This window comes from Peptoniphilus hominis (ex Hitch et al. 2025), assembly GCF_040096015.1.
Classification (GTDB): domain Bacteria; phylum Bacillota; class Clostridia; order Tissierellales; family Peptoniphilaceae; genus Peptoniphilus_A; species Peptoniphilus_A hominis.
The window spans coordinates 1-12,954 of sequence record NZ_JBBMFO010000037.1 but is presented as its reverse complement, the minus strand read 5'-3'; the positions used below and the strand labels follow the sequence as shown (position 1 = coordinate 12,954).

Genomic DNA, 12,954 nt, shown 5'->3' with positions numbered 1-12,954 from the left:
CCACATACAAAATTCGAAGCAGAAGTATATGTACTAACAAAAGAAGAAGGTGGAAGACATACACCATTCTTTAACGGATACAGACCACAATTCTACTTCAGAACAACAGACGTAACAGGAGATATCCAACTAAAAGAAGGAACAGAAATGGTAATGCCAGGAGACAACTCCACATTTACAGTAACACTAATCACACCAATCGCAATGGACGAAGGACTAAGATTCGCTATTCGTGAAGGTGGAAGAACAGTAGCATCTGGAGTAGTATCTAAGATTCTTGACTAATCATTAGATTAAAAAGCTTAAGGGCGAGGAAACTCGCTCTTATTTTTTTGAAGTTTTTGACTCAATGTCAAATATTGGGGAAACTCTTAACTCGAGTCTCTTTATTTATTGGCCTTATAATTTCTCTTGGGGAGTAAATCTCTAGCAAATATTTTATGTAAATTTTAGAGAGGTTTAACTTTAAAAAATTTTTAAAAAATTTAAGAAGCTCCCAGTCTTTTAACATAAAAATTATTTTGTGATATAATGATAAAAATTTATGGAGTGAGAGAAATGAGCATAGAAAAAGTTAAAAATTATTTTAAAGATTTTGGTCTTGAAGATAGGATAATTGAATTTGATACATCTAGCGCAACTGTGGAACTTGCAGCAGCAGCCCTAAATTGTCAGCCAGAAAGAATTGCCAAGAGCCTTTCCTTTATGCTAAAGGACAAGATAGTAATAGTAGTGACAGCTGGAGATGTGAAAATTGACAACAAGAAGTTTAAAGAATTTTTTGCCACTAAGGCAAAGATGATTGACAAGGATAGGGTTGAAGACTTAATCGGTCATGAAGTGGGAGGCGTCTGTCCCTTTGCCCTAAAGGATGGGGTAGAGGTCTATCTCGACCAGTCCTTAAAGAGATTTGACACAGTTTTTCCAGCTTGCGGCTCTAGCAACAGCGCCATAGAATTAACAATAGAAGAGCTAGAAAAATATTCAAAGTATAAAGAGTGGATTGATGTCACAAAAAGTATGGAATAAGACTAAAAAAAATTTCGCATACCGACAAATAAATAAAAATTTACAAAAAAAGATGAGCTCAATTGAACTCATCTAATTTTTTTTCAAAACTATTTATTTTCTTCCAATAATTTGTCAATAGTTGCTGCTAGGGAATCTTTGTCAGCTTTTCCAACAAAGCCACCTAAGACTTTTCCTTCAGAATTCACAAAAAATGTAGTTGGCATTGCAGTTATATTAACTAAAGTGTCTTCTGTAGTTGGGTTTGGCATAATATTTTTATAATTTACGCCAGAATCTTTAATAATTTGTTGGGCTTCTTCCACATTTGTGTCCATGCTCACATTAGTGTCTACAACTACTCCAAGGAAGTTTACCTTGTCCTTGTAGTCCTCATATAATTTTGCAAGATCTGGCATCTCTTCCTTGCATGGTCCGCAAAATGTTCCCCAAACATTTACAAGTGTTAGTGGTTTTTCTTTGTAAAAATCTTCTGATTTTACTGTGTTGCCATTAACAATATCAATAGTGTGGAAATCAAAATTTTCAATTGGCATTTTGTCTAACTCTATTGTGCTTGCTGTGGTTTTTTCTTCGACTTTATTTGTATTATCAGTAGGATTATTCTTTTTGTTGCAAGCAAAAAGAGTTAAAGCCACTGCAAATAAAATCAATACTTTAAAAAGTTTTTTCATATAATCACTCCAAGTTAAATTTTTAATTTTGCCTAAATTAATTATACTTGAAATAAGTAAACTTGTCTATTTCAAATATTTATTGTATAATAAATTTCACTTGTTCGGGAACTCCAAGTATAAAAAACTAATTGTTCTCCAAAGAAATGGAGGTAAAAATGAAAAAAATTATTATCGATGCAGATCCCGGGATTGACGATTCCATTGCCATTATTTTAGCAAATAATGTAGCGGAATATGAAATCCTCGGGATCTCTTTAGTTTCAGGAAATGTGCATGCAGAAAAGGGAAGGAAAAATATCCTAAGACTTTCTAAGTTTTTAAACAAAGATTTTAAAATTTACATGGGAAGCACATCTCCTCTTTCAAAGGAATTTATTAACGCAGAAGACACTCATGGCGAAGATGGTCTCGGCGAAACCTATCTACCATATAAGGAAAAAAATAGTGACGGTGATGCCATAGACTTCCTAGCTAATGAAGCGAGAAAGGGTCATTTGACAATTTTTGCTCTGGGACCACTCACTAATATTGCCAGAGCCTTAAAAAGAGATAGAGCTGCCTTTAAGGAGGCTAGAATAATTATAATGGGCGGTAACTTCAAGAGCCATGGCAACATGAGTCCTGTTGCTGAATTTAATTTTTATGTGGACCCAGATGCTGCTGACTATGTCATAAAAAATGCACCAAATAAAGTTGAGATTCTGCCCCTTGATGTGACGAGAAAATTCGTCTTGACGCCAAGTATTTTGTCCTACATGAAGAGGCTCAATCCTGAGATGGGAAATTTTGTTGAAAAAATTACAAACTTTTACATGGACTTTCACTGGGAATACGAAAAAATTATTGGTTCAGTGATAAATGATCCCTTAACTATTATTGCAGAAAGAAAGCCAGAACTTTTTAGGAGCAGAACTTTTAATGCAGAGTGCATAACAGATGGACCTGCAAGAGGCATGCTTATTGTAGACGAGATGGACTTCATGAAGAGAGAAAAAAATATAATACTCTATGAAGACTTAGATGTCTATGAAGTTTGGAAGTATTTTTTAGAAGAAATTACAAAATCTGAAGTTGATGAGAAAGTTTTAGGTGATATATTATGAAAATAACCACAAAAAAAGTCACCCTTCTCGCACTTTGCATTGCCATGAATATGGTAGGATCATGGATTGGAGTGATGATTAAGCTTCCTGTTTACTTAGATTCAATTGGAACAGTTATGGCAGGCTTTGCCTTTGGTCCAGTATTTGGTATCTTGGCAGGAGTAATCACAGCTTTAGTAAATACAATATCAGACCCCATTGCCCTTTATTTTATGCCTACACAAATTATAGTAGGTTTTACGGCAGGTTATTTTAAATTTTTAAAGAGGGATGACCTTGCATCAAAACTTTATTTGGCACCTGCCATGTCCCTTCCTGCAGCAATTTCATCTGCCCTCATTGCCACTTATCTCTTTGGCACAGTGACAACGGCTGGCTCATCTTATATAGTGCAAGCCCTTCGCGCCATTATGGATATTTCAGATTTTGCCATCGTTCTTGGTGTGCAAATTATTACAGACTATGCAGACAAGTTGCTTTCCATTTTGTTGGTTTCAAAAGTTTACAACATGAATGCCTTTCAAGACATTTTGAGAAAGATAGATTAATAAATTTAATAAAAAATTTTCAGCCACTGTTTTTTTGCAGTGGTTTTCTTTTTAACAAAAGTATATTTTACTTTTACTGGGACCTTAGATATCAACTTTTAGTTTACGATTGATAAAAAATCTACAAAAATCATAGGTATTTTTGCGAATTTTAAATAAAGATAATCTATTAGGGTATCAAATAATCAAAAGCAAAATTAAATTTCTTATGTTTTTAGTTAAATAATAATTTAACAAGTGATATAATTAATTTAAGAAAGATTTTACACTGGAGGTGATTTAGTGTCAGATGATGCAGTAAAAAGAGTTAAAGACACTGAAGCTGAGGCAAAAAAAATTATTGACGATGCAGAAGTTAAGGCTGAGGAAATTATTAAAAATGCCAAATCTCTTGCAGAAGAATCCTATGACAAAATTGTCCAAAGGGCAAAGACGGAAAAGGATGCTTTCTTGGAAAAGGCAAGGGCTGAAGGAGAAGAGTCCGTTGTGCCAATAAGAGAAGAGGCGGCAAAAAAGATTGCTGAAATTTCAAATATTTCCAAAGACAAAGAAGCTGAAATTGTAAAGTCAGTGGTAGAGAGGATTGTGAATAATGGCAATAGTTAATATGAAAAAATTCAAACTCTTTATCTTTGATGGGGACAGGGCTAAACTAATTGATAAATTTCAAAAGTTTAATTATGTTCACATTGACGAGTCTCGCTTTGATGCTGATTTTTCAGAAGACGATTTCACAAGACCTAGGTCTTCAGAAGATTTAATTGAAATTGACGACAAAATCAAAAGGTCAAAGGAAGACATTGATCTGCTACTTCAGTTTAAGGATAAGGAAAATCCTCTTAAGGCTATGAAAGAGGGAGTAGAAGACATTAGCTTGGAAGAGCTTGCTGCTAGGGCTCTGGCATTTCCCTTTGAAAAAATAGATGGCGAAATCAAAGCTTTAGTAGAGGCTAAAGACAAAAACAACAGCAAGATTCAAAACATCGATTCAAAGATTGGTGAATTGAAACCTTGGGAAGACCTTTCATCTTCCTTAGATGGTTTGAATAATATGGGTTCTGTAAACATTTACACAGGCACCGTTTCTTCCAACCATGCAGGGGAATTTGAAAGCGAATTTATAAAAAATGATCTTGCCTACCTTGATAGGGTCTCCAAGGACAAGAATTTTTATTATTATCTAATGATAGTTGAAAATTCTGTTGATGAAAAGATAAAACCCCTATTTTCAAGCTATGGTTTCACGCCTATAAACATCAAGGCAGATGGAAAAGTCAAGGACAAGATAGAGTCCTATGAAAGAGACAAAGAGTTTCTTTATGAAAAAAATAAAAATATAGAAGAAGACTTAAAGACTTATTTAAAATATTTGGAAGATTTTAAATATTCCTATGAATTTTATCGAAATGAAAAAATTAAGATAATGTCAGAGAGAAAATTTTTAAAGACTACTGAACTTGACCTCATAGAAGGTTATGTTCCAAGCGACAGATTAAATGACTTTGAAAATGAAGTTAAAAAAGTTTGTGGCGAAAATTATTATCTAAATGCAGAAGATGCAAATAGAGACTCTGAGAAAGTGCCAATTTTACTTAAGAATAATTCCTTTGTAAGTCCCTTTGAACTTATGACGGAAATGTATTCTATGCCAAGATACAATGAAATTGACCCGACGCCTTTCTTTGCGCCTTTTTATTTTATATTTGCAGGCATAATGGTTGGCGACTTTGGTTATGGTCTTTTAGTATTTTTGGGCACGCTTTTTGCCCTTAAAAAGTTTAAGTTGACGGAAAAGAAGAGAAGATTTATAAAATTCTTCAATTATCTTTCTATTTCCACAATAATATTTGGGCTTGTATTTGGTTCCTTCTTTGGAGGAATAATCGAACTTCCAGCACTTATAGATCCAGCAGAGGATTCAACACTTTTAGTAATTCTCTCACTAATACTTGGTGGCATTCACATATTCTTTGCCCTTGGCATCAAGGCTTATATGAATATTCGCGATGGCAAACCAAAGGATGCCCTTTATGATGTTGGATTTTGGTACATGGCAGTTTTGGGAGCAATTGGATTTATCTTAAGTAAATTCCTTCCACAAGTTGCAGCCTTTGGCAAAGTATTCTTGGTAGTAATGGTACTTGGCATGATAGGCATTGTGGCAACTGGTGGTAGAGAAGAAAAATCCACTGGTGCAAAAATAGGTTGGGGAATTTATTCCCTATATGGAATTTCATCTTATCTTGGTGATTTCGTATCTTACCTAAGACTTATGGCGCTAGTTTTATCAGGTTCCTTCTTGGGACTCGCCATAAATATGATTGCAGGAATGCTTTTTGAGTCAAATATACTTGGCAAATTATTTGCAATAGTAATTTTTGTGGTATTCCAATTATTTAATGCCTTTCTTTCTTATTTGTCAGCTTATGTTCATACAGCAAGGCTTACTTATGTAGAAATGTTTAATAAATTTTATGAAGGTGGAGGCATACCTTTCAAAAAAATGATAGAAAATTCAGATTACTTTAATATAGACTAGGAGGATTAATATGTTAAATGGATTAATGGGAGAATATGGTGGATTGATTTTAGGATCACTTGGGATCTTCTTTGCAGTTGCACTTTCAGGTGCAGGCTCTGCTAAGGGAGTAGGTATGGCAGGTGAGGCTGCTGCAGGAGTAGTAATTGATGAGCCAGAAAAATTTGGTAAGTCACTTGTACTTCAACTACTTCCAGGTACACAAGGTCTTTACGGATTCGTAATTGGACTATTTATTTTATTTAGACTTTCACCAGATGTTCCAGTAAACACAGGATTTATGTACATGGCAAGTGGTGCCGTAATTGGTCTTGCTGGACTTGTATCTGCAGTTGCACAAGGAAAAGTATCCGTTGCAGGTATCAATATCTTGGCAAAAAATGAAGAACAACAAGCAAAGGGTATTATCTTTGCAGTAATGGTTGAACTTTATGCAATTCTTGCCTTTGCAATTTCATTCTTTATACTATTTAGAGCCTAGGTGATACTATGGCAGGACTTGAAAATATTTTAAATAAAATTATTGAGGATGCAAAGACTAAGGCTGATGAAATTATAAAGGAAGCAGAAGAAAAACAACATATTATTGTAGAAAAAAGAGAAGATGACGCAAAATTTTTAGCTGATAAAATTAATGAAATCTCTATAAAAGAAAGAGAAGACCTTTTAAAAAGGGCAAAGTCCAGTGCTGAATTAAAGGCAAGAGATGACATCTTATCTGAAAAGCACAAGGTAATTGATGAGGTCCTTGAAAAGGCAATAGGAGAACTTGAAAATTTGTCAGAAGAAGATTTTGTAAAATTCGTAAAAAATAATGTTCAAGGTGTAGAGGACAAAAATTCTATATTAGATGTGCCAAGTAAATATAGGGATGCAGTAAAAAAAGCTGATCTCGGCTTTAAGGTATCTGATACTGATGTAGAAAGAGGCTTTGTCCTACACAATGGAAATTTAATTTACAATGGCGACTTTAGGTCCCTTGTAAAATCTGAAAGAGAAGAGTTGGAAAAATTTTTGGCTGAAAAACTTTTCAGTTAAGAGGAAAAGGTGGTTAAATGGATAGAAGTAAATTTATCCAAAGTTCTACAAGACTTAGGGTCATGGAAAAGGAACTTTTAAAAAGTGAAAACTTTATAAGAGCATCTGAAACAGAAACTTTGGAAGACGCACTTAGATCTCTATCTGATACAGTTTACAACAAGTATATAAATAAAATCTCTTCTCCCACAGAGTATGAATATATTTTAAAAGAAGAACTCACAAGGTTTTATGATGAACTTTTTGATATTTCTCCTTCCAAAATCCCTATTCGTCTCATTACCTTAAAATATTTTTACCACAACTTAAAGGTTCTTATTAAAGAAGACATTGGGAAAAAGGACTTAAAGGATCTCTACATGAACATTGGAGATTTTGACTTAAAGGAATATAGAGATGCCCTTGTAAAAGGAAGCAAGAAAAATAAGTATTTTGAACTTATTCAAAGGGTTGAGGAGATTTACGAAGAAAAGAAAGATCCACAGCTAATTGATATTTATCTCGACAATGCTTACTTCACTGAACTTCTTGAACTTGCAGAAGAGTCTCAAGTGGACTTATTTATAGAATACGCAAAGAATTTAATTGATTTTACAAATATCAGGACACTTCTAAGGGCTAAGAAGCAAGAAAAAGATGTGGAATTTTTAAGACAAATAATCATTGAAGGTGGCAATGTCAGAAAAGAAACTTATTTGGATTTATTAAATAGAGAAGTAAGTTCAGATACAGACGTCTTTAAAAAACTTGAAATTTACAAGTATATTAAAGAGGCACTTGATTCCTTTAAGGAAAGGGGAAATCTTTCAGACTTTGAAAGAGAGATGGACAATTACTTTATAGACTTAATAAAGAATGTAAAGTACATCACCTATGGTCCAGAAGTTATTTTTGCCAATGTCTTGGCAAAGGAAATGGAAATTAAAAATCTTAGAATTATTTTGGTTTCCAAATTAAATGGACTTGACAGTGAATTTATTAGAGAAAAGTTGCGTGATACTTATGTATAAAATTGCAGTTATTGGCGACAAGGACTCAGTTCTATCCTTTAAGGCAATTGGGATAGATGTCTTTGTAAGCTACGAAGAAAAGGATGCAAGGGCAAAAGTTGACGCTCTTGCCAAAAAAGATTATGGCGTAATTTATATTACAGAAGAACTTGCTGCAAAAATACCAAATACTATAGAGAGATATAATGACAAATTATTGCCAGCAATTATAGTTATTCCTTCAAACAAGGGAACTCTCGGTATTGGTATGAAGAATTTGAACAAAAATGTTGAAAAGGCAGTTGGAGCAAATATATTAGGTGATTAATCACCTTTTTATAAAGGAGGAGCTTTATTGAAATCAGGAAAGATAATTAAAGTATCCGGACCACTAGTTGTAGCATCTGGCATGGAAGATGCCAATGTCTATGACGTAGTAGAAGTTTCTAAAGACAAACTAATTGGTGAAGTTATTGAAATGAGAGGCGACAAGGCTTCCATTCAAGTTTACGAAGAAACTACAGGTATTGGCCCTGGAGATGAAGTTTATACAACAGGAGCACCACTTTCCGTTGAGCTTGGACCTGGAATGATCGAGCAAATGTTTGACGGTATTCAAAGACCTCTTGTTGGACTTAGAGATGAAGCCGGAGACTTTTTAAAAAGAGGAGTTATAGTAAATCCTTTAAATAGAGAAAAGAAATGGGAATTTAAAAAAGTTGCTAAGGTTGGTGATTCTGTTGAAGCAGGAGATATTCTTGGTACAGTAGAGGAGACAGCAGTTGTAACTCACAAAATCATGGTTCCCAATGGAATTAAGGGTAAGATTAAAGACATCAAGGAAGGTTCCTTTACTGTTGAAGAAACTATTGCAGTTATAGAAACAGAAAAGGGCGATGAAAATCTTACAATGATACAAAAATGGCCAGTAAGAAAGGGAAGACCTTACAAGAAAAAAATTGATCCAAGGGAACCTCTTGTTACTGGACAAAGAGTAATAGATACATTTTTCCCAATTACTAAGGGTGGTACTGCTGCCATACCAGGACCTTTTGGTTCAGGAAAGACAGTTGTACAACATCAACTTGCAAAATGGGCAGATGCACAAATAGTTGTCTATGTAGGTTGCGGAGAGCGTGGAAACGAAATGACCGATGTACTTATGGAATTTCCAGAGCTAATGGACCCTACAACTGGTCAGTCAATTATGAAGAGGACAGTTCTAATTGCCAACACTTCTAACATGCCAGTAGCAGCTCGTGAAGCATCAATTTATACAGGAATCACAATTTCAGAATACTTTAGAGATATGGGCTATTCAGTTGCCATGATGGCAGACTCTACATCTCGTTGGGCAGAAGCCCTTCGTGAAATGTCTGGTCGTCTTGAAGAAATGCCTGGTGACGAAGGTTACCCAGCTTATCTTGGCTCAAGAATTGCAGAATTTTATGAAAGAGCTGGTCGTGTTCTTGTAAATGGCTCTGAAGAAAGAGAAGGGGCACTTTCAGTTATAGGTGCAGTTTCTCCTCCAGGTGGAGATATTTCTGAACCAGTTACACAAAATACACTTAGAATCGTAAAAATATTCTGGAAACTAGACTACGATTTGTCTTACCAAAGACACTTCCCAGCTATTAACTGGATCGATTCCTATTCACTATATCAAGCAAAAATCGACGCTTATTTAGATGAAAATGTAGACAGAAGATTTTCAAAACTTAGAAAGAGATCCATGGCCCTTCTACAAGAAGAAACTTCACTGCTTGAAGTTGTAAGACTTGTAGGTCGTGACACACTATCTGACGAAGACCAAGTTAAACTTGACACTACTAAGTCAATTCGTGAAGACTTTTTGCAACAAAATGCCTTCCACGATGTTGATACTTTCTGTCCACTTGAAAAACAATTTAAGATGCTTGACACAATCCTTTACTTCTACGACAAATGTCAAGAAGCACTAGAAAAGGGAGTCTACTTTAGCGAAATTGAAAAACTTGATGTAAAAGAAAATATTGCCAGAATGAAGTACCTTCCTAATGATGACTTGGGAAAAATCGACGCAATAAAAGATAAAATTGACAGTGAACTTAAAGAATTAGAAGAGGTCGGTGATGTAGATGCTTAAAGAATATAAATCAGTAACAGAAGTTGTAGGACCTCTTATGACTGTTGAAGGAGTAGAAGGTGCAGCCTACGAAGAACTTGTGGACATCGAACTTCAAACCGGCGAAAAGAGGCGTGGTCGTGTAATTGAAATTGAAGGCGACAAGGCCATGGTTCAAATTTTTGAAGGTTCCAGTGGAATTAACTTAATGGACACAAGCGTAAGATTTTTAGGAAAGCCACTTGAACTTGGCGTTTCACCAGACATGATTGGTAGAGTCTTTGACGGACTTGGTGAACCAATTGACGATGGTCCAAAGATTATTCCTGAAGAAAAAATAGATATTAACGGAACTGCCATAAACCCAGTTTCAAGAGACTATCCATCAGAATTTATTCAAACAGGTGTATCTGTAATTGATGGACTTAACACTCTTGTTAGGGGACAAAAACTTCCAATCTTCTCTGAAGCAGGACTTCCACACAACGAACTTGCAGCACAAATAGCAAGACAGGCAACTGTACTTTCAGGTGGAGACTTTGCCGTAGTATTTGCAGCTATGGGTATTACCTTTGAAGAAGCTCAATACTTTATTGACGACTTCACAAAGACAGGAGCCATTGACAGGGCGGTATTATTTATGAACCTTGCCAATGACCCAGCCATTGAAAGACTTGCAACACCAAAGATGGCACTTACTGCAGCAGAATATTTGGCATTTGAACTTGGAAAGCACGTACTTGTAATTTTAACAGATATGACAAATTATGCAGAAGCCCTAAGAGAAGTATCTGCGGCAAGAAAGGAAGTACCAGGTAGACGTGGTTACCCAGGTTACCTATACACAGACCTTGCAGGTATTTATGAAAGAGCAGGAAGAATTAAGGGTAGAGAAGGATCTATTACACAAATTCCTATTTTGACAATGCCAGAAGGGGACATCACCCACCCAATCCCTGACCTTACAGGCTATATCACTGAAGGACAAATAATTCTTTCAACTGATCTTTATAAGCAAGGACTTGAGCCACCTATTAACGCCATCCCATCACTTTCAAGACTTAAGGATAAGGGAATTGGCGAGGGCAAAACTCGTGAAGACCATGCTGATACAATGAACCAAATTTACGCAGCCTACACTGCAGGTAAGGAAGCAAAGGAACTTTCTGCCATACTTGGCGAAACAGCACTATCAGATACTGACAAGGCCTTTGCAAGATTTGCTGATATGTTTGAAAAGAGATATGTATCTCAAGGTTTTGAAACAAATAGACCAATAGAAGAGACACTTAACTTAGGTTGGGAACTTTTATCTATAATACCTAGAACAGAACTAAAGAGAATTGACGACAAATTAATTTCAAAATATTTGGGCGATAAGGAGAAAGATTCTAAAGATTCTGAAAATTTAGAAAATGAGGGATTATAATGACAAGACTTAAAGTAAATCCCACAAGAATGAATTTGTCCATCCTGAAAGACAAATTAGACAATGCTGCTAGGGGTCACAAACTTTTAAAGGACAAGCAAGACGAACTTATGAGACAGTTTATTACTCTCATAAAGGAAAATAAAAAGCTTAGACTTGAAGTAGAAGAAAAACTTCAAAATTCCTTTAAAGCCTTTCTCATGGCATCAGCTGCTATGAGTCCAGAAATGCTTGAAGAGGCAATTTCACTGCCTACTATGCAGACTCTTGTTAAAATCAAAAAGAAAAATGTAATGTCTGTTGATGTGCCAGAGATGGAGTTTATAACAAAAAAGACATCTGAAGATGCATCTCGCTACCCTTATGGATATGCACAGACCACATCAGACCTTGATTATGCCATAGACGATCTTACAGAAGTCATGGAAGAGCTTTTGACTCTTACACAGAAGGAAAAGGCAGCCCAACTTCTTGCCAACGAAATCGAAAAGACGAGAAGAAGAGTAAATGCCCTTGAGTACAAGACAATTCCAGACCTAGAAGAGACAATAAAATATATTCGCTCAAAGCTTGACGAAAGTGAAAGGGCAAATATAACAAGGCTAATGAAGGTTAAGGACATCATCTCAAAGGACGAGATGAAGGAAGAAAAATTAGAAAAAGTAAATGCAGAACTTGCATAAAATTAAGCCGGAGAATCTTCTCTGGCTTTTTTTATAAATGCGTATTAAAGCGAATTATGGTTATAAATAATTATAGACTAGATAAATTTTTGGAGGGATGTTATGAAATTTTTACACACAATGATTAGAGTAAAGGACTTGAAAAGATCTGAAAAGTTTTATAAAGAAGCCTTGGGTTTTGTTGAATCAAGACGCAAGGATTTTCCAGAAGATGAATTTACACTACTATATTTAAAACTAAAAGACTCACCCTGTGAACTTGAATTGACATATAATTATGACGGAAGGGACTACACAATTGGCGACGGCTACGGTCACATAGCCATATCTCACAAGGACATAAAAGCCTTTAGAGAGGAATTAAAAAATAAGGGCTGCGACGTCACAGAACTAAAAGCCCTTTCTGACAAATCAGATTCCTACTTCTTTGTTAAAGACCCAGATGGATATAAAATCGAAGTAATAGGAGAAAAATAAACATGAAAAAGTCCACATCAAAGTGAACTGACCCCCAAAAGTTGGACTAACAAACCAACTTAAGGAGGTCAGTTTTTTAATGGCAAAATACAAAACAGAAATTAAGATTAAAGTAGTAAAAGAATATCTTGAAGGAAAAATAAGCTACAGATACTTAGCGAAAAAATACTCTATCCCAGATAATTCGACTGTTAGAAGGTGGGTTAATGCCTATGAATCTCAAGGATATGATGGATTAAAAGTATCAAGAAGTAATAATAGTTACTCTTTAGACTTCAAACTAAATGTAGTAGACTTGTACTTAACAGGAGAAATGTCCTATCAAAGTCTTGCTAATG

Annotated in this window: 15 protein-coding genes and 1 pseudogene; 15 read left to right on the top strand and 1 reads right to left on the bottom strand. The window is 35.2% G+C overall.

Annotated features, from left to right (window positions below):
- Both WMO19_RS09005 and WMO19_RS09000 read left to right on the top strand, forming a co-directional pair.
- Nucleotides 1–285, top strand: a pseudogene (locus tag WMO19_RS09005) (hypothetical protein); the annotation flags it as partial.
- A gap of 273 nt (nucleotides 286–558) precedes the next feature.
- On the top strand, nucleotides 559–1,029 hold the full coding sequence (locus tag WMO19_RS09000; protein ID WP_349171499.1) for a YbaK/EbsC family protein: 471 nt from the start codon (nucleotides 559–561) through the stop codon (nucleotides 1,027–1,029).
- 89 nt (nucleotides 1,030–1,118) lie between these two features.
- Here the strand turns inward: WMO19_RS09000 and WMO19_RS08995 are convergent, their stop codons facing one another.
- On the bottom strand, nucleotides 1,119–1,703 hold the full coding sequence (locus tag WMO19_RS08995) for a TlpA family protein disulfide reductase (RefSeq protein WP_349171497.1): 585 nt from the start codon (nucleotides 1,701–1,703) through the stop codon (nucleotides 1,119–1,121).
- Nucleotides 1,704–1,861: 158 nt separating this feature from the next.
- Here WMO19_RS08995 and WMO19_RS08990 point away from each other — a divergent pair, with 158 nt between their 5' ends.
- The 13 genes from WMO19_RS08990 to WMO19_RS08930 form a co-directional block, all read left to right on the top strand.
- A complete protein-coding gene (locus WMO19_RS08990; RefSeq protein ID WP_349171496.1) occupies nucleotides 1,862–2,809 on the top strand; it encodes a nucleoside hydrolase in 948 nt (315 codons plus the stop codon).
- A complete protein-coding gene (locus tag WMO19_RS08985; protein ID WP_349171494.1) occupies nucleotides 2,806–3,357 on the top strand; it encodes an ECF transporter S component in 552 nt (183 codons plus the stop codon). Before WMO19_RS08990 ends, WMO19_RS08985 begins: the two co-directional genes overlap by 4 nt.
- Before the next feature lie 282 nt (nucleotides 3,358–3,639).
- The gene (locus WMO19_RS08980) at nucleotides 3,640–3,963 is read left to right on the top strand and encodes a late embryogenesis abundant protein (RefSeq protein WP_019124182.1); all 324 of its coding nucleotides are present in this window, start codon (nucleotides 3,640–3,642) and stop codon (nucleotides 3,961–3,963) included.
- A complete protein-coding gene (locus WMO19_RS08975; protein ID WP_349171493.1) occupies nucleotides 3,950–5,896 on the top strand; it encodes a V-type ATP synthase subunit I in 1,947 nt (648 codons plus the stop codon). Before WMO19_RS08980 ends, WMO19_RS08975 begins: the two co-directional genes overlap by 14 nt.
- A 10-nt stretch (nucleotides 5,897–5,906) precedes the next feature.
- Complete coding sequence (locus WMO19_RS08970) at nucleotides 5,907–6,377, top strand: V-type ATP synthase subunit K (RefSeq protein WP_019124184.1); 471 nt, start codon at nucleotides 5,907–5,909, stop codon at nucleotides 6,375–6,377.
- An 8-nt stretch (nucleotides 6,378–6,385) separates the two neighbouring features.
- Nucleotides 6,386–6,934: a V-type ATP synthase subunit E gene (locus WMO19_RS08965; protein WP_349171492.1), complete on the top strand. Its 549-nt coding sequence runs from the start codon at nucleotides 6,386–6,388 to the stop codon at nucleotides 6,932–6,934.
- A gap of 17 nt (nucleotides 6,935–6,951) precedes the next feature.
- Nucleotides 6,952–7,944 (top strand): V-type ATP synthase subunit C, encoded by a 993-nt coding sequence (locus tag WMO19_RS08960; protein ID WP_349171491.1) that lies wholly within the window; start codon nucleotides 6,952–6,954, stop codon nucleotides 7,942–7,944.
- On the top strand, nucleotides 7,937–8,251 hold the full coding sequence (locus WMO19_RS08955) for a V-type ATP synthase subunit F (RefSeq protein ID WP_019107528.1): 315 nt from the start codon (nucleotides 7,937–7,939) through the stop codon (nucleotides 8,249–8,251). The genes WMO19_RS08960 and WMO19_RS08955 overlap by 8 nt, the downstream gene beginning before the upstream one ends.
- A gap of 27 nt (nucleotides 8,252–8,278) precedes the next feature.
- The gene (locus tag WMO19_RS08950; protein ID WP_349171489.1) at nucleotides 8,279–10,048 is read left to right on the top strand and encodes a V-type ATP synthase subunit A; all 1,770 of its coding nucleotides are present in this window, start codon (nucleotides 8,279–8,281) and stop codon (nucleotides 10,046–10,048) included.
- Nucleotides 10,041–11,456, top strand: coding sequence for a V-type ATP synthase subunit B (locus WMO19_RS08945; protein WP_019124188.1), 1,416 nt, complete (start codon nucleotides 10,041–10,043; stop codon nucleotides 11,454–11,456). Before WMO19_RS08950 ends, WMO19_RS08945 begins: the two co-directional genes overlap by 8 nt.
- Entirely contained in the window at nucleotides 11,456–12,139 is a 684-nt protein-coding gene (locus WMO19_RS08940) for a V-type ATP synthase subunit D (protein ID WP_288166287.1), read from the top strand. The genes WMO19_RS08945 and WMO19_RS08940 overlap by 1 nt, the downstream gene beginning before the upstream one ends.
- A gap of 102 nt (nucleotides 12,140–12,241) precedes the next feature.
- A complete protein-coding gene (gloA, locus tag WMO19_RS08935; RefSeq protein WP_349171487.1) occupies nucleotides 12,242–12,616 on the top strand; it encodes a lactoylglutathione lyase in 375 nt (124 codons plus the stop codon).
- Between the two features lie 79 nt (nucleotides 12,617–12,695).
- The coding region (locus WMO19_RS08930; RefSeq protein ID WP_349171486.1) for a helix-turn-helix domain-containing protein at nucleotides 12,696–12,954 on the top strand (259 nt) is incomplete at its 3' end.